Below are 19,297 nucleotides of genomic sequence, written 5' to 3'. Positions count from 1 at the left end.
GCCCCGGACACCACTGTGCCCGGCCTGCGAACAGGCCGGGCACGACTTTTGATCCCGGGCCGGGGCACCCTGTGTCCCGGTCGGATCCACTACCTGAGCAGCGTCGTCAGGCTGCGCAATCCATGCAGATGAGCACGCCGCCGGCGTCGCTGGCGAGCCTGCTCCTGTGATGCACCAGGAAGCAGCTCGAACACGTGAACTCATCGGCCTGCTTCGGAACGACCCGGACCGACAGTTCCTCGCCGGACAGATCTGCTCCGGGCAGCTCGAACGACTCCGCGGTGTCCGACTCGTCGACGTCGACGACCGCGGACTGCGCCTCATTGCGCCGGGCCTTCAACTCTTCGAGCGAGTCCTCCGAAACCTCGTCGGATTCCGAACGCCTCGGTGCGTCGTAGTCGGTTGCCATCTCGTCTTCCCCTCGTCTTCTCTCGTCATCGATTCCCCCGGCCACACACCACAGCCGAATACACGAATCTCCCGTGTGGCTGCATAACGCTCGGGGGCGCCGAATAGTGCCCAAAAGTTAGCGCAGGTAATATGATCTGCACCACATTTGGCCCTTCCGTCCGGTCCTCCAAACGCCTGTCGTGTACGACTGCGGCCGCCAGACAATAGCCGAACTCAGGAGAAAAGTCGCGGGCCATTCACCACACGCCGGAAACTGTCTGAAAATCGACACAAACGGCGGGCCCACCGTGACATTTCCGCGACATTCCGAGCCGTGACCGCGTCGACGACGATCCCGGCCCCGCACTCTAGAGTGAGTGCGCACCGGCGCCACAGTGGCGCCTATCGGCGGCGCGGCGGAGAGGTCGGGACGAATCGTGGTTTCACTGATCACACAGGGTCACTCCACCGATGAGCAGGGCCGTCCGTTCCGCAGGCGGCGCGCCATGCCCGTCATCGTGCTGATCGGCATCCTCGCCCTGCTCGGCTCCGTGCTGTGGGTTCGCATCCTCACCAAGGACGAGGAGGTCTCCGCCGCGGTGACGTGCAACCTCCCGGGGCAGTCCTCGCAGTCCGACCCGAACGCGCCGACCCCACAGCCGCTCGGCAAGAAGGTGGACCCGACCACGCTGATGGACACCGAACCCACCACCCTGGCGGCGACCAGGGTCCGAGTCTTCAACGCCAACGGCGAACGCGGCCAGGCCGCGCAGGTGGCCGCGCAGCTGAGCGAATACGGCTACGCGAGCGCCCCCGACGTCCAGGTCGGCAACGACCCCGTCTACGTCGACCAGAACATGCAGTGCCACGGCCAGATCCGCTTCGGCGCAAACGGTCTCGCCGCCGCCAGCGCCCTGTGGCTGGTCTCACCCTGCGCGGAACTGATCGAGGACCAGCGCCAGGACGACACCGTCGACCTCGCGCTGGGCACCTACTTCAGCGAACTCCGCCCGAACACCGACGCAGAAGAGGTGCTGGCCGTGCTGAAGGAGCCCGCGCCCGGCGGCATGGCCGCCGCGCCCGTGGACATCAGCCTCCTCAAGGCCGCCCGCACCGCTCGCTGCTGACGGGTCAGTCCGGGATCGGGTCGAACACGCCCGCCTCGGCGAAGACCTCGTCCAACTCGGCCGCGATCCCGGGGGCCGCGGCGACAACCACCTCACCGGCGGCGCTCGTCGAGTCCGGCGCGGGCGTGCGGACCCGCGCGCCCGCCTCGCTCGCGATCAGCGAGCCCGCCGCCCAGTCCCACGGGCTGAGCCCGTGCTCGAAGTGCGCGTCTACGCGCCCCGAGGCCACCATGCACAGGTCGAGGGCGGCCGAGCCGACGCGGCGGATATCGCGCACCTGCGGCAGCACCCGACCGATCAGCGCGCCCTGCGCCTGCCTGCGGGACCGCCCGTAGCCGAACCCCGTCGCGAGCAGTGCCACCGACACGTCGGAGACCGGGTTGCACCGCAACGCGTGCTCGGTGCCGTCCGCCTCGAGCCGCGTCGCACCGTGCCCGAGCGCCGCCGAATAGACAGCGTCAGCCGGGACGTCCACTACCGCACCCGCCACCGAGACACCGTCGATCTGCGCGGCGACCGACACCGCGAAGGCGGGGATGCCGTAGAGGAAGTTCACCGTCCCGTCGATGGGGTCGACCACCCAGCGCACGCCCTGGATCTGCTCGGCCTGTCCCCCGCCCTCCTCGCCGAGGATGGCGTCGTCCGGCCGCAGGCCCGCGAGCAGTCCTCGGATCAGTTCCTCGGTCTCCGTGTCCACGACGGTGACCGGATCGGTCGGGTGGCTCTTGGTGGCGACCGAACTGTCCTCCGTGAGGACGCCCGTGGCGGCGAAGACCTCGGGGCGGCGGGCACGCACGTGCCGTGCGGCGGTGACGGCCACCCGGACCGCCACTTCACGTAGCGTGCGCGGATCGTCGGGACCGCCGGTGGCGTCACGTTCGGGGGTTGTCGGGATGGCAGCATGGGACCGCAAAGAAGGCACGCCCCATGGTGCCTCATCACCCGACTTCCGCGCCGGTCTTCTTCCAGACGATTAGGGTTTGCGCCATGACTGAATCGACCCAAGCCCTGCGGTCCGAGGACGGCAACGGCAGCAGCCGACGCGGGTTCGGCATCGACGTCGGCGGCAGCGGAGTGAAGGGTGGACTGGTCGATCTGCAGTCCGGTGAGCTGATCGGCGATCGGATCAAGATCGAGACCCCGCACCCGGCCACCCCCGAGGCCATCGCCGGCACGGTCGCGGAGATCGTCGCGCGGGCAGGCTGGGACGGCGCGGTCGGGATCACGCTGCCCGCCGTGGTCACCGGTGGGGTCGCGCGGACCGCGGCCAACATCGACAAGTCCTGGATCGGAACCGACGCGGCGGCCCTGTTCGGGCAGGCGCTCGGCGGCCGCCCTGTGACCGTGCTCAACGATGCCGACGCGGCTGGAGTCGCGGAGGACACCTACGGCGCGGGCAAGGATGTCGACGGCGTGGTCGTCCTGCTGACGTTCGGCACCGGGATCGGATCCGCGATCCTGCACAGGGGTGTCCTGCTCCCCAACACCGAGTTCGGGCACATGGAGGTCCACGGCAAGGAGGCCGAGCATCGCGCCGCCTCCTCGGTGAAGGAGACCAAGGGTTTGTCCTACAAGCAGTGGTCGGCTGAGGTCTCCCGGGTGCTCACCACGTTCGAGAACCTGCTGTGGCCCGACCTGTTCATCGCGGGCGGCGGCATCAGCCGCAAGAGCGAGAAATGGATCCCGTTGCTCACCAATCGCACCCCCGTCGTGCCCGCCGCGCTGCTGAACACGGCGGGCATCGTTGGCGCCGCACTCGCCGCGCAGACCAGCATCGCGTCGTAACACCCGTGGCGATAGTTACAATGGTTACGTCCGGCTCGAAGCCGGCCGAACTCAACTGACCTCTCCGCCGGAAAATCACTCTGGCGTGACGCCGCACGACACCGTCACGAAAGGGCGTACGTGGCCGCCTCCGATACAAGTCAGACCGCCGAACCGAGCACCGAATCGGCGTCCGCCGCGGCGACCAACGGCACCGCCCCCGCGAAGAAGGCCGCGGCGAAGAAGGCTCCAGCCAAGAAGGCCGCTGCTAAGAAGGCCCCTGCCAAGAAGGCCGCAGCCAAGGCTCCTGCCAAGAAGGCCGCAGCGAAGAAGTCCCCCGCCAAGAAGGCGACCAGCAAGGCCGACCCGGGCGTCGATCTCGACGAGGCACCCGACGAAGCCGACATGGCCGATCTCGAGGTGCCCGAGGGTGACCTCGCGGTCGACGAGGTGGTCGAGGTCGTCGCCGTCGGCGAGGACGACGAGGAGACCGCAGAGCCGTCCGACAAGGACAAGGCTTCCGGGGACTTCGTCTGGGACGAGGAAGAGTCCGAGGCGCTCCGGCAGGCCCGCAAGGACGCCGAGCTCACCGCGTCCGCCGACTCGGTCCGCGCCTACCTCAAGCAGATCGGCAAGGTCGCCCTCCTCAACGCCGAGGAGGAGGTCGAACTCGCCAAGCGCATCGAGGCCGGCCTGTACGCCACCCAGCTGATGGCCGAGCACGCCGAGAAGGGCGAGAAGCTCCCCGTCGCGCAGCGCCGCGACATGAACTGGATCTGCCGCGACGGCAACCGGGCGAAGAACCACCTGCTCGAGGCCAACCTGCGACTGGTCGTCTCGCTGGCCAAGCGCTACACCGGCCGCGGCATGGCGTTCCTTGACCTGATCCAGGAGGGCAACCTGGGCCTGATCCGCGCGGTCGAGAAGTTCGACTACACCAAGGGCTACAAGTTCTCCACGTACGCCACCTGGTGGATCCGCCAGGCCATCACCCGCGCGATGGCCGACCAGGCCCGCACCATCCGCATCCCGGTGCACATGGTCGAGGTCATCAACAAGCTCGGCCGCATCCAGCGCGAGCTGCTCCAGGACCTGGGCCGCGAGCCCACGCCCGAGGAGCTCGCCAAGGAAATGGACATCACGCCGGAGAAGGTGCTGGAGATCCAGCAGTACGCGCGTGAGCCCATCTCCCTCGACCAGACGATCGGCGACGAGGGCGACAGCCAGCTCGGCGACTTCATCGAGGACTCCGAGGCAGTGGTGGCCGTCGACGCGGTGTCGTTCACCCTGCTGCAGGATCAGCTGCAGTCGGTGCTCGAGACGCTGTCCGAGCGCGAGGCCGGCGTGGTCCGGCTGCGCTTCGGCCTGACCGACGGCCAGCCCCGCACCCTCGACGAGATCGGCCAGGTCTACGGGGTCACGCGTGAGCGGATCCGTCAGATCGAATCCAAGACGATGTCGAAGCTGCGGCACCCGTCGCGGTCCCAGGTGCTCCGGGACTACCTGGACTGACCCGTCCCGACCAGACGACGAATGCCCCGCCACCGCGAAGGTGGCGGGGCATTCGTGTGTCCGATGGTCACCTGCACCGACATTTCACCCGGCGCACGTCGGGCCGTCATCGGATCCCGAGCGCGCACCCCCCGCGGTGGTCGAGACTTGCCGGATGAGTGAGCAGTCCCCTCTCGCCCCGACCTCCCCGCGCGGCCCCTCCCGCCGCACGTTCCTGCGCGGCTCCGCCCTCGCAGGCGGCCTCGCGGTCGCCGGTGTCCGACACGCCCCAGCCGCGACCGCCGCGGCGCCGTCCGCCGAGCCAGCCCGCGCCGTCGACTACCCCACCTGCTGCCCCGGACCGTTCGCCAACGGCGTCGCCAGCGGCGACCCGTTGCCCAACCGCGTCATCCTCTGGACCCGTCTCATGCCCGAGCGCGTGGCCGGAGCCCCTGGCCCCGTGCGGTGGGAGGTGGCCACCGACCCCGGCATGACGGCACTCGTCCGCTCCGGTGAGCAGACCCCGGTGGCGGAGCACGACTTCACGGTGAAGGTCGACGTCACCGGCCTGTCCCCGGCCTCGACGTACTTCTACCGTTTCACGCACTCCGGCGCGCACTCGATCACGGGGCGAACGCGCACCGCGCCTGCCCCGGGTGCCGCCGTCGACCGGGTGCGCATCGCCACGATGTCCTGCAGCTCCTACTGGTCCTCGTTCTGGAGCGGGTTCGAGCACATCGCCGCCCGGGACGATCTCGATCTCGTGCTGCACGTGGGCGACTACATCTACGACTTCCCCGACAAGGACGAGCTGGTGCGCTCGCGCGTCGGCTTCACCGACATGGACCACCCGGACAACCGGGACTGGCTCGACCTCGCCGAGGTGCGCAGGCGGTACGCGCTGTGGCGCTCGGACCCCCAGTTCGTCCGGGCCCACCAGCAGCATCCGTGGATGATCGTGTGGGACAACCACGACATCGACGTCGCCTACGGCAACGAGGTGGACGCGCCCGGGATCGACCCCGCATCGGCGACCACGACCCTGCCCGACACGGTGCGCGCGTTCCACGAATGGACTCCGACCCGGCCCGTGCGTGCCGACGGCAGCGGCGAGTTCGTGCTCGTCGACGACGGCTCCTACCCCGCGCCGGAGGACCCGTTGCTCGTCTACCGGGCGCTGCGCTACGGCGACCTCGTCGACGTCGTCGGGATCGACGCCGAGTCGCACGGCGTGCACGGGCTCCCCGCCGACTCCTCGCATCTGCCGCCCGGGCAGCCGAGCCTCCTCGGTCGGCGGCAGTACGAGTGGCTCACGGCCACGCTCACCGACTCGTCGCACCGGGGAACCCGGTGGCGGGTCATCGGCAACCAGGCGTGGTTCGCGCCGACCGACATCCCGGAGGCCGTGCAGGGGGTGAAGATGCCGAAGCTCGGCATCGGCCGCTGGGGCCGGTACGCCGCCGAGCGGGACGCGATCGTCGACCACCTCCGGGGCGCACGCGGGGAGCGGATCTGGCGGAACGTCATGGTGACCGGCGACGCGCACGGGAATTTCGCGTCCGACGTCATCTCCACGGCGTACCTCGGCGACGGGTATGTCTCGGGGGCCACAGGCCGCAACACCCGCAACGGTGCCGAACCGCAGAACCACGGGGCCGGGGCGGTGCGGGTGAGCACCGGCAACGGCGGCCCGGTGCTCACGGTCGTCGACGACCCCGCCGACGTCCGAGGCCTGTCCGTCGGTGTCGAGTTCGCCCCCACCTCGATGGGGCGCGGCGGCGCCGACGACATGATCCGCGGCGCCACCGGCCTCGGGCCTGCGGAGTCCACCGAGATCGCGCGCACCGCCGAGGCTGCGATCCTCACGCTCAACCGCAACGCCCAGTTCGTCGAGTGGGTCGACCACGGCTACGGGATCATCGACCTCGACCGCGACCGGGCCGTGTTCGAGTTCTGGTGGCAGGACAAGCACGTGCCGCGCTCGCCGGACCTCCTCGGCCACCAGATGGTGGCGTTTGCCGAGGAGGACCGATCGGCGGTGCCGCCGCGGTTCCGGGATCAGATCGATGCCGTCGAGCTGCACGGGCTGCCATACCGGCCGACCTCCGGGGCGCCGCACGGCCCGCAGGCGCCGTGGTTCCCGCCGGAGTCCTAGCCCGACGGGCGCTACCGGCTGCGCAGCGTGACGGTGGGGTCCCGGATCTGCTCGACGCTCGCCGTCGGGACCTAGACTGGAAGCTCCGACGTGACAGCAGCGATGACCCCTTCGCCGGCGTACGGCCACGGGGGTCCTCGCCTTATCGCGAGGTGACCCGAGATGACGACCGAAGACCGGCGGCAGGACCACCCGGACACGGTGGTGTTCGGCAACACGCGCGAGATCGCCGATCGCATCATGGCGTTACCCGATCGCGTGGTGCGTGCGCTCACGGTCGCCAAGGACCGCTGCGCGGACGGCACACTGCGACTGCAGATCTTCCACAACCTCTACAACCCGGAGCTCGGCATCGGCCGGTACCTGTTCGTCCCCGGCGACGGCACCGAGCCGTACTGGGTCGAGACGCTCGACGGCACCGTGGCGCTGCGCTGCCCGTGCTGCGCGGACGAGGTCGCGAAGGTCAGCGACGTCGTCGAGAGGTTCCACAACGCGCGACACAAGCGATGACCGCGGCGGACACCGTCAGGTCGTGAGGTAGGGGTCGCTCGACTCCCCAGACGGCTTCTGCGGGCGCCGCATGACGCCGACCAGTGGCTCGACCACCCGCGCCGCCACCGGGCCGAGGATCGCCATCAGCAGCACGTACGCCGTCGCCAGAGCCGCGAGCTCACCCTCGACCGCGCCTGCCGCGACCGCGAGCCCCGCGATGACGATCGAGAACTCGCCGCGGGCGACGAGCGCGGCGCCCGCCCTGGCCCGGCCCATCAGCGCGACACCCTGCCTACGGGCCGCCCACCATCCCGTCGCGATCTTGGTCGCGGTCGTCGCCACCGCCAGCAGGACCGCCCAGCCGAGGACGGGAGGAATGGTGGCCGGATCGGTGTTCAGCCCGAACACGACGAAGAACATGGCCGCGAACAGGTCCCGCAGGGGCTCGAGTACCTTCGCCGCGTTGCGGGCGGTCGACCCGGAGATCGCGATACCGAGCAGGAACGCCCCGACCGCCGCCGACACCTGCATCGCCGAGGCGATCCCCGCGACCAGGAGCGCCGCGCCCAGCAGCTTGAGGAGGAAGACCTCCTTGTCCTTGCTGTCGACGATCGCCGACACGTAGTGGCCGTAGCGAAGCGCGATCACCAGCACCAGGGTGACCACGCACAACGAGATCGCCAGCGCCTGCAGTCCGCCGAAGAAGCCGACCCCGGCCAGGATCGCCGTCAGGATCGGCAGGTAGATGGCCATGGTCAGGTCCTCGAACACGAGGATCGCCAGCACGACGGGGGTTTCGCGGTTACCGAGCCGTCCCAGGTCGCTGAGGACCTTCGCGATGATGCCCGAGGACGAGATGTAGGTGACGCCGCCCATCACGAGGGCACCGACCGGTCCCCACCCGAGCATGAAGGCGACGATCACGCCGGGCGCCGCGTTGAGCACGATGTCCACCGCGCCCGCCATCCACGACTTGCGCAGGCCGGTGACCAGCTCACTCGCGGTGTACTCGAGGCCGAGCAGCAGGAGCAGCAGGACCACGCCGATCTCGCCTGCCAGGTGTCCGAAGTCGCCGATACCGTCGAGTGTGAAGAACCCGCCCTCGCCGAAGCAGAGGCCACCGACCAGGTAGAGAGGAATCGGCGACATGCCGACCCGGCCGGCCAGCCGCCCGAGGACACCGAGCGCGAAGAACACCGCGCCGAGCTGGATCAGCGAAAGCGCGGTGCTAGTCATGGCGCCCCGGGTTTCTCCCGGAACTCATCCGTGGAGCTGGGTCTTCGCCGGAGCTCATCCGTGGTGCAGGATCTTGGCCGCACCGTCGAGCCCGTCCGAGGTACCCACGGCGACCAAGAGGTCTCCCTCTGTGAGGTTGAAGTCCGGATTCGGTGACGGATACACCTGCCCGGCCCGCATCACCGCCACCACCGAGACCCCGGTCCTGGTGCGCATCGCGGTCTCCCCCAGCGTCCGGCCGTCGAAGGGCGAGTCCTCGGTGATCGGCAGTTGCCGGGTGTTGATCCCCGGCAGGTCACGGTGCTCCTCGCGCAACTGCGAGACCAGCTGCGGGGCACCGAGCAGATTGCCCAGCACCGCGGCCTCCTCGTCGGTCAGCGGCACCGACGCGGCACAGGCGTCGGGATCGTCCTTCTTCGAAACGATCAGGTCCGTCCCGCCGTCCCGATGGGTGACCACGCCGATGCGCCTGCCGGTCGAGAGCTCGAAATCCTTCCGGACGCCGATCCCGGGAAGGGGAGTCACTTCCACGTTCATGACTCAACGGTAGCGCCGCGCGCGGGATCGGTCCCGCGACGCGCGATATCCGCAGGTTCTCAGTGGAAGAAGAGCCCGGCGGCGGCGTCGCGGGCGAGCAGGAATCCCGCGATTCCCAGCACCCAGCCCAGCGCGCTGTCCGCATGTCTGGACAGGAAGCCGTCCGCGCGCGTCAGCCAGGGCTCGGCCCGCGTGTGCGCCACCGTCCTGGCGAGGATCAGCAGGCAGGCGGGGAGCACCATCATGGCGCAGTAACCGGCCAGCAGCGGGATCGAGACCGCCAGAGACAGCCCGGTCGAGACCATCAGCCCGATCGCGGCGAGGTACGGCAGCATCGTGACCAGTTCGAGGGCACCCGCGCTCATCGCCAGGACCGCGAGCCCGGAACCGGAGGACTGGGCATCCAAAGCCTTTGCCCGCCACCGGGTCACCCGACCGCCCGCGCCACCGTCCTTCGACCTGGAGTCGAATCGCCAGCTGATCGCGAACAAGCCGAGGCCGAGCGCCAGCTGCACACCGAGCGCGACGGGTCCGCGCAGCGCCGACCCGGCCGCCGCGATTCCCGTCGACGCCGCCAGCAGGATCAGCACCCCGACCGCGAGGTAGAAGCCCGCGATCACGCCCAGGTACGCGACCATCCGCCGCACCGGCGGCCGCTCCGGTGACATCAACAGCCACAGCGGTATCACCAGCGTCCCCAGGCTGGTGCTGTCCACGAGGGCGAGCGCGACCAGCCCCAGCACGAGTGCGATGTCCATGCCGATGATCCTCACCGCCGCGACGCGGCCGGGGCATCGCCCGACCGCCGGATCGGCCGTCCTCCTTTGGGACGACGTGCCCGCGGGGGTCGGTGTGCTGTGATGATGGCGTGTCACGCTGGTCCGCCCTGCCCTCACTCGCCCAGAGTGCGCTGATCGCGCTCTTCGGGTTCGCCGCAGGCACCGCGCTCTACGCGACCACCCTGTACGCGCTCGCCCCGGTTTCCACCGAGGCCCCCGTCACGATCAGACTGGCTCTGCTCGCGGCGATCTGCGGCGCGGCCGTGTTCCGCCGGGACCGCCCGGTGCTGGCGATCTGGCTCGCCACCATCCCCCTCGGCATCGATTTCGCGCTCGGGCCGACGCTGCCGATCTGGCTGGTCTTCTCCGACCTCGTGTATGCGGTCGCGCTCTACGGCACCGCGAGGCAGTCCCGCGCCGTGGTCGGCGTCGCGGCGGCGGGCACCATGGGATGCCTGGTCCTGGTGCTGGCCCTCACCAGGAGCTGGCAGCCGCTGGTGATCGGCACGATCGCGGCGTTCGCCTTCGTCGGCACCCCGCTGTGGTGGGGGCGCGCGGTGCGGCTGCACAAGGACGTCGCCGACTCCGAGCGTGCGCGGGCCGAGGCGCTGACCACCATCGCGGCCCTGGACCGCCAGGCGGCGATCGCGGACGAGCGGAACCGGATGGCCCGGGATCTGCACGATGTGGTCGCCGGCCACCTGTCCGCGATCGCCATCCAGTCCGAGGCCGCGCTCGGCATCACCGGCGCGGAGTCCGACGAGCGCCTGCGCCGCATCCTGAAATCCGTGCGCGGCAACAGCATCGACGCGCTCGAGGAGATGCGCTCGATGATCGGTCTGCTCCGCACGGACATCGTCGACGAGGCGGCGGCGCCCGGCCGTCTCCGCCAGCTCACCAAACTGGTCGACTCCGCACACGCCGCGGGCACCGAGGTCGCGGTGCACGACGACCTCGCGCCCGGCCAGCTCCCCACCGCCGTGGACCACACCGCCTATCGGATCGCCCAGGAGGCCCTCACCAATGCCATCAAGCACGCACCGGGGCGCCCGGTCGAGCTCACCCTTCGGTCGCAGTCCGGGCAGCTGCTGATGACGGTGTGCAATCCGCTTCCGCCGCGAGGGTTCCCGTCGGATCCGCCACGCCTACGCACCGGACTCACGAACATGCGCGAGCGCACCGAACTGCTCGGTGGCCGGTTCAGCGCGGGCCCGGACACCGATGGCTGGCGGGTCGCGGTGTCCATCCCCTTCGACGGACCGGCGGCGGGCGCATGATCCGGGTCGTGGTCGCCGACGACCACGCCGCGATCCGATCCGGGCTGTCGATGATCCTCGCGACCGCCGACGACATCGAGGTGGTCGGCGAGGCCGCCGACGGCGAGGTGGCGCTCGGCCAGGCCCGTGCACTGCGGCCCGACGTGGTGCTGATGGACATCCGGATGCCGGGCACCGACGGCATCGCGGCGACCAGGGAGATCACGGCGGCGGGCCTGGCCCACGTGCTGGTGCTGACCACCTTCGACATCGACGAATACGTCTTCGGGGCGCTGCAGGCAGGCGCCTCCGGGTTCCTGCTGAAATCGGCGACGGCCGCGGAGCTGACGGCGGCCGTGCGCGCGGTCGCCGCGGGGGACGGCGTGCTGGCACCACAGGTCACCCGCACCTTGATCGACGCCTTCGCCGCGACTCGCCCTGTCCAGGCTCGGCAGCCCACAGGCATCAGCGACCTCACCGACCGTGAGCGGGAGGTGCTCGATTGTCTCGGCGACGGTCTGACGAACCAGCAGATCGCCGGACGCCTGTTCATCGGCGAGACCACCGTCAAGACCCACGTGTCCCGGGTGCTCACCAAGCTCGGCGTCAGCTCACGCGTTCAGGCCGCGATCATCGCAAGGGAACTCCCCGCGTCCTAGTCCTCGGGGGTCCCGAACAGCCCGTCGGGGCCGGGTCGGTACGCGCGCACCCCGGTGACCGCCACCACGGGGAGCGGCCCGTACAGGTGCGGGAACCTCATCGACTCCGGGTCGGTCGGCACGCCGGGCTCCCAGCGGACCTCGGCCCCGAGTCGCTCGCGGTCGAGGTACAGCAGCACGAGGTCGGTGCGGCCGGCGAACAGCCGGTTCGCAGGCAGGTGCACCTGCTCGGTGCTCGAGAGGTGGACGAACCCGTCGGCGTCATAGGTCTCGGGCAGCCGCTCCCCCGCCCGTTGCGCCTGCCGCCACTGCTCGGTGGTGCAGATGTGTACGAGGGTGCTGTCCGGATGATTCACCCCCGCAGGCTATCCGGGTCGCCCCGGAAGTGATCTCCGTCACGCTCGAGACCCGTGTTCCCTGTTAGTGAAACCACAAAGAAACGCCGACGGGAACAACTCCTGAAGCCCAAACGTCTGACAGAGTGGATTCACCGCGCCACTCCGGTGCGGCGGACCAGGCCCCAGGCACTCGGTTTCGGCCGAACGCCAGTACGGAGGAGTCATGCCCGGAACACTGACCAGCCCCCCATTGACCGCTGCCGACCGGTGCGACCGGTGTGGTGCGGGAGCCCGCGTGCGCGCGGTCCTCTCGACTGGTGGAGAGCTTCTCTTCTGCCAGCACCACGCCAATGAGCACGAGGGTCGTCTCCGCGCGATGAACGCCACCATCGTCTCCGATGCCGTACTCGACGAGGCGACGATCTAGGCCGTCAGCCAAACCGGGCGCCCGTTCGGGGCACCCCAGTCAGCACAGAGCCCGCACCTCCCGGTGCGGGCTCTGCCTGGTTTTCAGCACTGCCGTCTCACCACTGCCGGAGCATCGCGATCCGTTCGGTGAGCTGTTCGACCGTGGCGATCGCGGTCGGCGGACCGCCGCACACGCGGCGCAACTCACCGTGGATCCACCCATGCGGTTTGCCGGTTCGGTGGTGCTGCATCGCGACGAGACCGTTGAGCTCCTTGCGCAGTTCCGCCAGCTTGTTCGCGGACGACACCCGGTCGGCCACCGCGGCGGGCGCCTGGACCGGCGCGGGCTCCCGTGCCCCCTTGTCCAGCTGACCGGCCTGGCGCTCACGCAGCAGGGCCCGCATCTGGTCGGCGTCGAGCAGCCCCGGCAGACCCAGGTAGTCCGCCTCCTCGTCGCTGCCTGCGAAGGTCGCCGTCCCGAACGAGGATCCGTCGTAGATCACCTGGTCGAGCTCCGCGTCGGCGCCGAGCGAGGTGAACGCCTTCTCCTCCTCGCCCGGTTCGTCCTTCTGCTTGTTGGCGTCGACGAGCAGATCGTCGTCGAGTCCGTCCTTCTCCCGATGCGGCTTGCCGAGCACGTGGTCGCGCTGCAGCTCGAGCTGGCTGGCGAGGTCGAGCAGCACCGGCACGGAGGGCACGAAGACGCTGGCCGTCTCACCCTTGGCCCGCGAACGCACGAACCGGCCGATGGCCTGGGCGAAGAACAGGGGTGTCGAGGAACTGGTGGCGTAGACGCCGACGGCCAGGCGCGGCACGTCGACGCCCTCGGACACCATCCGCACCGCCACCATCCACGGTTCGGTGCTGTCGCTGAACTCGGCGATCTTCTTCGAGGCGGTCGGGTCGTCGGACAGCACGACTGTCGGCGCCCGCCCGGTGCCTGCCTCGAGGATCTTCGCGTATGCCCGCGCGACCGTCTGGTCCGTGGCGATGACCAGCCCGCCCGCATCGGGCATGCCGCCCGCGCGCAGCTGCTGTAGCCGCGTGTTCGCTGCGGTGAGCACCGACGGGATCCAGTCGCCGTTCGGGTCGAGGGCGGTCCGCCACGCGCGCGCGGTCTGCTCGGCGGACAGCGGTTCGCCGAGCCGGGCCGCGAACTCCTCGCCCGCGTTGTTGCGCCAGCGCGCCTCCCCCGAGTACGCGAGGAAGACCACCGGGCGCACCACGCCGTCGGCGAGGGCGTCCGAGTACCCGTAGGAATGGTCGGCCTTCGACCGCATCAGGCCCTCGCGGTCCGGCTCGTACTGCACGAACGGGATCGCGCTGTCGTCGCTGCGGAACGGCGTGCCGGTCAGCGCCAGCCGCCGGGTGGCGGGATCGTATGCCTCCCGGATCGCGTCGCCCCAGCTCTTGGCGTCGCCACCGTGGTGGATCTCGTCGAGGATCACCAGGGTCCGCCGGTTCTCGGTGCGCACCCTGTGCTTGGTCGGATGCGCCGCCACCTGGGCGTAGGTGACGACCACACCGTGGTACTCGGCGGACGTCTGCCCGGTCGAGTTGGTGAAGTTCGAGTCCAGCGCGATGCCCATCCGGGCCGCGGCCCCTGACCACTGGTGCTTGAGGTGTTCGGTGGGCGCGACCACGGTCACCTGGTCAACCGTGCGGTCGCGCAGCAGCTCCGAGGCGACCCGGAGCGCGAAGGTCGTCTTACCCGCGCCTGGCGTCGCGACCGCGAGGAAGTCGCGGGGCCCGGTGGCCAGGTACTTGGTGAGCGCGCGACGCTGCCACGCTCGGAGGGTGGCGACGGGTGCGGGTGGTGTCGATTCGGTACTACCCGTGAGCACTGTCGCTGCCGCTCCTTCTGTGCTGCGTACATGATGCGATCGTTCGCGGTGATTCGATCCTGGAGGAGCCTAACCCCGACCACCGACGTTCCCCACATCACCGACGACCGCGCGTCGCGGCGTGTTCGCGGACCGGCCGCGATCTCTGGTAGCGGCAGATTTCTCCCGACACGGGGGGCCTCAATGCGCGGCGAGGCGGCCGCGTCGGGAATGCTGGAACCATCATGGACGAGCCGAGCAACGGAGAGCCGGGCGGCGACCAGCCTGCCGGGCCGGCCGGTGCGCGCTCGGGATTCCATCCACTGCACCGCGCCTGGCAGGTCATCGCGAGAACCGCGACGAAGGCATGGGGCGACTCGATCTTCGGCAAGGCCGCCACGGCCGCCTTCTGGCAGACCCTGTCGCTGCCTCCCCTGCTGCTCGGGCTGCTCGGCAGCATCGGCTACGTGGGCGGCTGGTTCGGCCCCGACACGGTCCAGATCATCGAGTCGAAGATCATCACCTTCAGCCGCACGGCCTTCAGCGAGAGCGTCGTCGACCAGCTCATCAGTCCGACGGTGAACGACGTCCTCGGCCGGGGCCGACCCGAGATCGTCTCGGCCGGCTTCCTGCTGTCGCTGTGGGCGGGATCGTCGGCGATCTCCACCTTCGTCGACTCCATCGTCGAGGCGCACGGCCAGAAGGACGTGAGACATCCGGTCTGGCAACGGATCTTCGCGCTGCTGCTCTATGTGATGTTTCTCATCGTCGCGGTCTTCGTGCTGCCGCTCGTCGCGCTGGGACCGACCCTGATCGGGCAGGTGCTACCGCGGTCCTGGTACTCGTTCGGGACAGAGGCGGTCGATGCCTTCTACTACCCGGCCGTCGGCCTGCTCCTGATCGTCGGCCTGACCACCCTGTACAAGGTGGCGCTGGCCAAGTCCCTGCCCTGGCACCGACTGCTCGGCGGATCACTGCTCGCGGGGGTCTTCTTCATGGGCGCGAGCACCGTCCTGCGCTGGTACCTCTCCTGGATCACCCAGACCGGCTACACCTACGGCGCGCTGGCGGCGCCGATCGCCTTCCTGCTGTTCACGTTCTTCCTCGGCTTCGCGGTCGTCCTCGGCGCCGAGTTCAACGCCACCATCCAGGAGTTCTGGCCCGCACGGGCGACCCGGATGGAGCAGATGCGGGACTGGCTGGCCGCGCAGGCCGCGGCCGCCGCCCGGGCGCCCGACGGCGAGTCCGTCGGACCCGTCACCACCCTCACCAGGCGGCTGGCCGCAGGCCCGATGCGGATCACCGGGCCGGACCGGGGCAGACACGAGGCCGCCGAGGATGCGCCTGCCGCCGACGCGGCAGGCGACACCACGGGCGGCCGGTGTCCGGTCGCGGCTCAGTCGCCCGCGCGCAACCCGTCGTAGATCTTCTTGCATTCCGGGCACACCGGCGAGCCGGGCTTGGCCGACTTGGTCACCGGGAAGACCTCCCCGCACAACGCGACGACGTGCGTACCCATCACCGCGCTCTCGGCGATCTTGTTCTTCTTCACGTAGTGGAAGAACTTGGGGGTGTCGTCATCGGTGGACTCGTCGGTGGTGGTGTCGGGACGTTCCTTGGTCTGAGTGCTCACCCGTCCATGATGACGCACTCCTGCGCGGCGGGCGAGCCCCCGGTAGTGCATTCGACTGCGGAGAGTGGGAAGGTGGACAGATGGCATCGAGTTCGGATTTCGACCGCGCGAAGAACAAGGACGACGCGGCGGGAAACCCGGTTCTCATCACCGACGCGGCCCAGTCGTTCTACGACGAACAGCACGCCCGCGTCCGCAAGTACACGATCCTGATGGCGATCCGGATCCCGGCGCTGGTGCTGGCCGCGCTGGCCTACAGCGAATGGGCCAACCCCTGGATCAGCCTGGCCATCATCGGCGTCTCTGTCCCGTTGCCGTGGATCGCTGTGCTGGTCGCGAACGACCGCCCGCCGCGCAAGGCCGATGAGCCGCGCCGCTACGACCACAAGGCCCCGACCGCGCCCGCGATCGAATCCAAGCAGCACCCGACGATCGAGGGCTGACATTCGGCATCGACCGCCGACCCCGCCGCCACGAGCTGACAAACTGTGGCGGTGAACCGAGAACTGCTCTCCGCCTGCGCTCCGCTGCGCGAGGCCCTGCACCGCACCGAGTACACCGCCGACGCCCTGCTGGAGATGCTCGGCGCCGATGCCCACGATGCGCTCGGTCGCAGCGAGCCCGTCCCGGTGCGGCTGGCCAGCCGCACCGCGGGTGATCTCGGGGTGCTGACGAGACTGTTCCTGTTGGCCGATCCCTGCCCCGCGGCGGAGGTCGCGCACGCGCTGCGGCCGCTCGACCTCGACCGCGCCGTGGCCGTCGGACTCCTCGAGCGCTCGGGCGACGAGGTCAGGGCGACGCTCGACCTGAGGCCGCTCGACCTCGGCTCCGGCAACCGGTGGGTGCTCTCCGACCTGGACGGCAGCATGGGTCCGCGGACCACGGCGCCCGACCACGTGCTCGGCGTCGGACACGCGTCGCTGTCCCTGCTCCGTGCCACCCCGACCACCCCGACCGGTTCGGTGCTCGACCTGGGCACCGGCTGTGGCATCCAGGCCGTGCACGCCGCCGGCTACGCGCGGTCGGTCACGGCCACCGACATCAACCTGCGCGCGCTCGATCTGTCGGCGGCGACGTTCGCGCTCAACGAGATCGACGTCGAACTGCTCGGCGGCCCGTGGTTCGAGCCGGTCGACGGCCGCCGCTTCGACCGGGTGGTCGCCAACCCGCCGTTCGTGGTCGGCCGCGGCCGGGTGGAACACACCTACCGCGACTCCGGGCTCGACCTCGACGGCGCCAGCGAGCTGATGGTCTCGAATGTGCTCGACCACCTCGAGCCGGGCGGCACCGCCTCCATGCTCGCGTCCTGGGTGCACGTACGCGGCGAGGACTGGCGGTCGCGGATCGCGTCCTGGCTGCCCGCGCACGGCGTCGACGCCTGGATCGTGCAGCGCGATGTCGCCGACCCAGCGCTGTACGTGGGCACCTGGATGCGCGACGGCGGCCTCGATCCTCGTGACCCGGCGACCGCGGCGCAGGCCGAGGCCTGGTTGGCCCATTTCGAGGCCGCCGACGTCGAGGGCGTCGGCTTCGGCTTCGTCTACCTGCGGCGCACGGACGAGCCGAGCGACGTGCTCGCCGAGGACCTGCGGCACGGCTTCACCGATCCACTCGGCGGCGAGGCCCTCGGCTATTTCGACAGGTTGGCCTGGCTGCGCGAGCGCGACGTGCTGGAACAGCGCTTCAGGCTCGAGCCGACGACCGCCCTCGAGCGGGTGTCACTGCCGGGCGAGGAGGGCTGGCAGCAGGTCGTGGCCAGGGTGCATCGCGGCAGCGGGCCGAACTGGCAGCACGAGGTGGACGATCTGACCGCCGCCCTGCTCGGTGGAATGCGGCCGGACTCGCTGGCGTTGAACGAGCTGCTCGAGCTGCTGGCGGCCGCGAACGGCGAGGATCCCGACGAGCTCGCCGTCGCCGCCGTCCCGCTGGTGCACTCGCTGGTGCGGCACGGGCTGGTGCTGCCCGCGGAGTTCCCGCGGTAGTTCCCGGCCGGTTCCCCGGGCCCGTCTTCTCAGCAACTTCTCAGGACCGCCGACGTAAAAATGCAGGTCAGAAGTAATTCCGTGGATCACACACGGGAACTTTGCACGGTGGCGCGGCGTTGAGCCATATGAGACACCACCGATGAGGAGGCAGGTCATGACAAGCCCCACCACCACCCGCAGGCTGCGCCCCAGCGCCGAGGATCTGGACGCCCAGAGCCCCGCTGCGGACCTGGTTCGCGTCTATCTGAACGGGATCGGCCGCACCGCGCTGCTGACCGCCGCGGATGAGGTCGAGCTGGCCAAGCGGATCGAGGCGGGTCTGTACGCCGCACACGTGCTCGAGACCGGCAAGAGGCTGACCGCCGCCAAGAAGCGTGACCTCGCCACCATCGTCCGCGAGGGCCAGTCGGCGCGCAGTCACCTGCTCGAGGCGAACCTGCGGCTCGTGGTGTCACTCGCCAAGCGGTACACCGGGCGCGGCATGCCGCTGCTGGACCTGATCCAGGAGGGCAACCTGGGCCTGATCCGCGCGATGGAGAAGTTCGACTACGCCAAGGGCTTCAAGTTCTCCACCTATGCCACGTGGTGGATCCGCCAGGCCATCACCCGCGGCATGGCCGATCAGAGCCGCACGATCCGGCTGCCAGTGCACCTGGTGGAGCAGGTCAACAAGCTGGCCAGGATCAAGCGTGAGCTGCATCAGCAGCTCGGCCGCGAGGCCACCGACGAGGAACTGTCGGCCGAATCGGGCATCGCGGTCGCGAAGATCGCGGACCTGCTCGACCACAGCCGCGACCCGGTCAGCCTCGACATGCCGGTCGGCAGCGACGAGGAGGCGCCGCTGGGCGACTTCATCGAGGACGCCGAGGCCACCTCGGCCGAGAACGCGGTGATCGCGGGGCTGCTGCACAGCGACATCCGGTCCGTCCTCGGCACCCTCGACGAGCGCGAGCAGCAGGTGATCCGGCTGCGGTACGGCCTCGACGACGGCCAGCCCCGCACCCTCGATCAGATCGGCAAGATCTTCGGGCTCTCCCGTGAGCGCGTCCGACAGATCGAGCGTGAGGTGATGGGCAAGCTCCGCGAGGGCGACCGCGCCGAGCGGCTGCGCTCCTACGCGAGCTGATCCGCACCCGGGCTCGCCACAATCTGGTGCGCTGACCATCCCCCCTGAATGTCAGCGCACCCTCGCGCCGGTCGATCCGACCCGCTCCTCCCCCTCGG

At 69.9% G+C, this 19,297-nt stretch carries 20 protein-coding genes; 12 read left to right on the top strand and 8 right to left on the bottom strand.

Annotation, left to right across the window (positions count from 1 at the left end; all coding sequences use genetic code 11):
- Positions 1 to 106: 106 nt before the first annotated feature.
- The gene (locus BR31_RS0102400; RefSeq protein ID WP_027499550.1) at positions 107 to 409 is read right to left on the bottom strand and encodes a DUF4193 domain-containing protein; all 303 of its coding nucleotides are present in this window, start codon (positions 407 to 409) and stop codon (positions 107 to 109) included.
- Positions 410 to 827: 418 nt separating this feature from the next.
- Between BR31_RS0102400 and cei the strand changes: the two genes are divergently transcribed.
- Positions 828 to 1,517 carry an envelope integrity protein Cei gene (gene cei, locus BR31_RS0102395; RefSeq protein ID WP_027499549.1) on the top strand — a complete coding sequence of 230 codons (690 nt, stop codon included), beginning with the start codon at positions 828 to 830 and terminating at the stop codon, positions 1,515 to 1,517.
- Positions 1,518 to 1,521: 4 nt separating this feature from the next.
- Here the strand turns inward: cei and BR31_RS0102390 are convergent, their stop codons facing one another.
- Positions 1,522 to 2,412, bottom strand: coding sequence for an inositol monophosphatase family protein (locus tag BR31_RS0102390; protein WP_081830297.1), 891 nt, complete (start codon positions 2,410 to 2,412; stop codon positions 1,522 to 1,524).
- 92 nt (positions 2,413 to 2,504) lie between these two features.
- Between BR31_RS0102390 and ppgK the strand changes: the two genes are divergently transcribed.
- From ppgK to BR31_RS0102370, 4 genes are all read left to right on the top strand, one after another.
- Positions 2,505 to 3,302 carry a polyphosphate--glucose phosphotransferase gene (ppgK, locus tag BR31_RS0102385; RefSeq protein WP_051636888.1) on the top strand — a complete coding sequence of 266 codons (798 nt, stop codon included), beginning with the start codon at positions 2,505 to 2,507 and terminating at the stop codon, positions 3,300 to 3,302.
- A gap of 120 nt (positions 3,303 to 3,422) precedes the next feature.
- Positions 3,423 to 4,793, top strand: coding sequence for an RNA polymerase sigma factor (locus tag BR31_RS0102380; protein WP_027499546.1), 1,371 nt, complete (start codon positions 3,423 to 3,425; stop codon positions 4,791 to 4,793).
- Positions 4,794 to 4,947: 154 nt separating this feature from the next.
- On the top strand, positions 4,948 to 6,927 hold the full coding sequence (locus tag BR31_RS27230; protein WP_051636887.1) for an alkaline phosphatase D family protein: 1,980 nt from the start codon (positions 4,948 to 4,950) through the stop codon (positions 6,925 to 6,927).
- Positions 6,928 to 7,089: 162 nt separating this feature from the next.
- Positions 7,090 to 7,437, top strand: a complete 348-nt coding sequence (locus BR31_RS0102370; protein ID WP_027499545.1) for a hypothetical protein — start codon at positions 7,090 to 7,092, stop codon at positions 7,435 to 7,437.
- Between the two features lie 15 nt (positions 7,438 to 7,452).
- Here BR31_RS0102370 and BR31_RS0102365 read toward each other — a convergent pair whose 3' ends face one another.
- The 3 genes from BR31_RS0102365 to BR31_RS0102355 are packed head-to-tail and all read right to left on the bottom strand — an operon-like array spanning position 7,453 to position 9,950.
- The gene (locus BR31_RS0102365) at positions 7,453 to 8,655 is read right to left on the bottom strand and encodes a cation:proton antiporter (RefSeq protein WP_027499544.1); all 1,203 of its coding nucleotides are present in this window, start codon (positions 8,653 to 8,655) and stop codon (positions 7,453 to 7,455) included.
- Between the two features lie 54 nt (positions 8,656 to 8,709).
- Positions 8,710 to 9,192 (bottom strand): cation:proton antiporter regulatory subunit, encoded by a 483-nt coding sequence (locus tag BR31_RS0102360; RefSeq protein WP_027499543.1) that lies wholly within the window; start codon positions 9,190 to 9,192, stop codon positions 8,710 to 8,712.
- Between the two features lie 59 nt (positions 9,193 to 9,251).
- Complete coding sequence (locus tag BR31_RS0102355) at positions 9,252 to 9,950, bottom strand: GAP family protein (protein ID WP_027499542.1); 699 nt, start codon at positions 9,948 to 9,950, stop codon at positions 9,252 to 9,254.
- 110 nt (positions 9,951 to 10,060) lie between these two features.
- On the opposite strand from BR31_RS0102355, the gene BR31_RS0102345 reads away from it, so the two are divergent.
- Positions 10,061 to 11,248: a sensor histidine kinase gene (locus tag BR31_RS0102345; protein WP_027499541.1), complete on the top strand. Its 1,188-nt coding sequence runs from the start codon at positions 10,061 to 10,063 to the stop codon at positions 11,246 to 11,248.
- Positions 11,245 to 11,886 carry a response regulator gene (locus BR31_RS0102340; protein WP_027499540.1) on the top strand — a complete coding sequence of 214 codons (642 nt, stop codon included), beginning with the start codon at positions 11,245 to 11,247 and terminating at the stop codon, positions 11,884 to 11,886. Before BR31_RS0102345 ends, BR31_RS0102340 begins: the two co-directional genes overlap by 4 nt.
- On the opposite strand, the gene BR31_RS0102335 is transcribed toward BR31_RS0102340, so the two are convergent.
- Positions 11,883 to 12,242: a DUF952 domain-containing protein gene (locus BR31_RS0102335; RefSeq protein WP_027499539.1), complete on the bottom strand. Its 360-nt coding sequence runs from the start codon at positions 12,240 to 12,242 to the stop codon at positions 11,883 to 11,885. The genes BR31_RS0102340 and BR31_RS0102335 overlap by 4 nt on opposite strands.
- 205 nt (positions 12,243 to 12,447) lie before the next feature.
- On the opposite strand from BR31_RS0102335, the gene BR31_RS0102330 reads away from it, so the two are divergent.
- Positions 12,448 to 12,651, top strand: a complete 204-nt coding sequence (locus BR31_RS0102330; RefSeq protein WP_027499538.1) for a DUF7455 domain-containing protein — start codon at positions 12,448 to 12,450, stop codon at positions 12,649 to 12,651.
- A 97-nt stretch (positions 12,652 to 12,748) separates the two neighbouring features.
- On the opposite strand, the gene BR31_RS0102325 is transcribed toward BR31_RS0102330, so the two are convergent.
- Positions 12,749 to 14,476 (bottom strand): DEAD/DEAH box helicase, encoded by a 1,728-nt coding sequence (locus tag BR31_RS0102325; RefSeq protein ID WP_027499537.1) that lies wholly within the window; start codon positions 14,474 to 14,476, stop codon positions 12,749 to 12,751.
- A 224-nt stretch (positions 14,477 to 14,700) separates the two neighbouring features.
- Between BR31_RS0102325 and BR31_RS27225 the strand changes: the two genes are divergently transcribed.
- Complete coding sequence (locus BR31_RS27225; protein WP_081830271.1) at positions 14,701 to 15,879, top strand: YihY/virulence factor BrkB family protein; 1,179 nt, start codon at positions 14,701 to 14,703, stop codon at positions 15,877 to 15,879.
- Here the strand turns inward: BR31_RS27225 and BR31_RS0102315 are convergent.
- The gene (locus tag BR31_RS0102315; RefSeq protein ID WP_027499536.1) at positions 15,852 to 16,088 is read right to left on the bottom strand and encodes a DUF3039 domain-containing protein; all 237 of its coding nucleotides are present in this window, start codon (positions 16,086 to 16,088) and stop codon (positions 15,852 to 15,854) included. The genes BR31_RS27225 and BR31_RS0102315 overlap by 28 nt on opposite strands.
- A gap of 80 nt (positions 16,089 to 16,168) precedes the next feature.
- Here BR31_RS0102315 and BR31_RS0102310 point away from each other — a divergent pair, with 80 nt between their 5' ends.
- From BR31_RS0102310 to BR31_RS0102300, 3 genes are all read left to right on the top strand, one after another.
- On the top strand, positions 16,169 to 16,531 hold the full coding sequence (locus BR31_RS0102310; RefSeq protein ID WP_027499535.1) for a DUF3099 domain-containing protein: 363 nt from the start codon (positions 16,169 to 16,171) through the stop codon (positions 16,529 to 16,531).
- A gap of 51 nt (positions 16,532 to 16,582) precedes the next feature.
- A complete protein-coding gene (locus BR31_RS0102305) occupies positions 16,583 to 18,070 on the top strand; it encodes a DUF7782 domain-containing protein (RefSeq protein WP_027499534.1) in 1,488 nt (495 codons plus the stop codon).
- Positions 18,071 to 18,227: 157 nt separating this feature from the next.
- Positions 18,228 to 19,199 carry a sigma-70 family RNA polymerase sigma factor gene (locus BR31_RS0102300; protein ID WP_027499533.1) on the top strand — a complete coding sequence of 324 codons (972 nt, stop codon included), beginning with the start codon at positions 18,228 to 18,230 and terminating at the stop codon, positions 19,197 to 19,199.
- Positions 19,200 to 19,297 lie beyond the last annotated feature (98 nt).

It is taken from the genome of Rhodococcus sp. UNC363MFTsu5.1 (assembly GCF_000686785.1).
GTDB classification, from domain to species: domain Bacteria; phylum Actinomycetota; class Actinomycetes; order Mycobacteriales; family Mycobacteriaceae; genus Rhodococcus_G; species Rhodococcus_G maanshanensis.
The sequence above is the reverse complement of the archived record's forward strand: the minus strand, read 5'-3'. Positions and strand labels throughout refer to the sequence as shown.

Bases quoted from the DNA above. Each gene is read 5' to 3' on its own strand.
- BR31_RS0102360 (WP_027499543.1), bottom strand. From the start codon at position 9,192: ATGAACGTGGAAGTGACTCCCCTTCCCGGGATCGGCGTCCGGAAGGAT.
- BR31_RS0102355 (WP_027499542.1), bottom strand. From the start codon at position 9,950: ATGGACATCGCACTCGTGCTGGGGCTGGTCGCGCTCGCCCTCGTGGAC.
- BR31_RS0102370 (WP_027499545.1), top strand. From the start codon at position 7,090: ATGACGACCGAAGACCGGCGGCAGGACCACCCGGACACGGTGGTGTTC.
- BR31_RS27230 (WP_051636887.1), top strand. From the start codon at position 4,948: ATGAGTGAGCAGTCCCCTCTCGCCCCGACCTCCCCGCGCGGCCCCTCC.
- BR31_RS0102310 (WP_027499535.1), top strand. From the start codon at position 16,169: ATGGCATCGAGTTCGGATTTCGACCGCGCGAAGAACAAGGACGACGCG.
- BR31_RS0102300 (WP_027499533.1), top strand. From the start codon at position 18,228: ATGACAAGCCCCACCACCACCCGCAGGCTGCGCCCCAGCGCCGAGGAT.
- BR31_RS27225 (WP_081830271.1), top strand. From the start codon at position 14,701: ATGGACGAGCCGAGCAACGGAGAGCCGGGCGGCGACCAGCCTGCCGGG.
- BR31_RS0102340 (WP_027499540.1), top strand. From the start codon at position 11,245: ATGATCCGGGTCGTGGTCGCCGACGACCACGCCGCGATCCGATCCGGG.
- BR31_RS0102330 (WP_027499538.1), top strand. From the start codon at position 12,448: ATGCCCGGAACACTGACCAGCCCCCCATTGACCGCTGCCGACCGGTGC.
- BR31_RS0102400 (WP_027499550.1), bottom strand. From the start codon at position 409: ATGGCAACCGACTACGACGCACCGAGGCGTTCGGAATCCGACGAGGTT.
- ppgK (WP_051636888.1), top strand. From the start codon at position 2,505: ATGACTGAATCGACCCAAGCCCTGCGGTCCGAGGACGGCAACGGCAGC.
- BR31_RS0102365 (WP_027499544.1), bottom strand. From the start codon at position 8,655: ATGACTAGCACCGCGCTTTCGCTGATCCAGCTCGGCGCGGTGTTCTTC.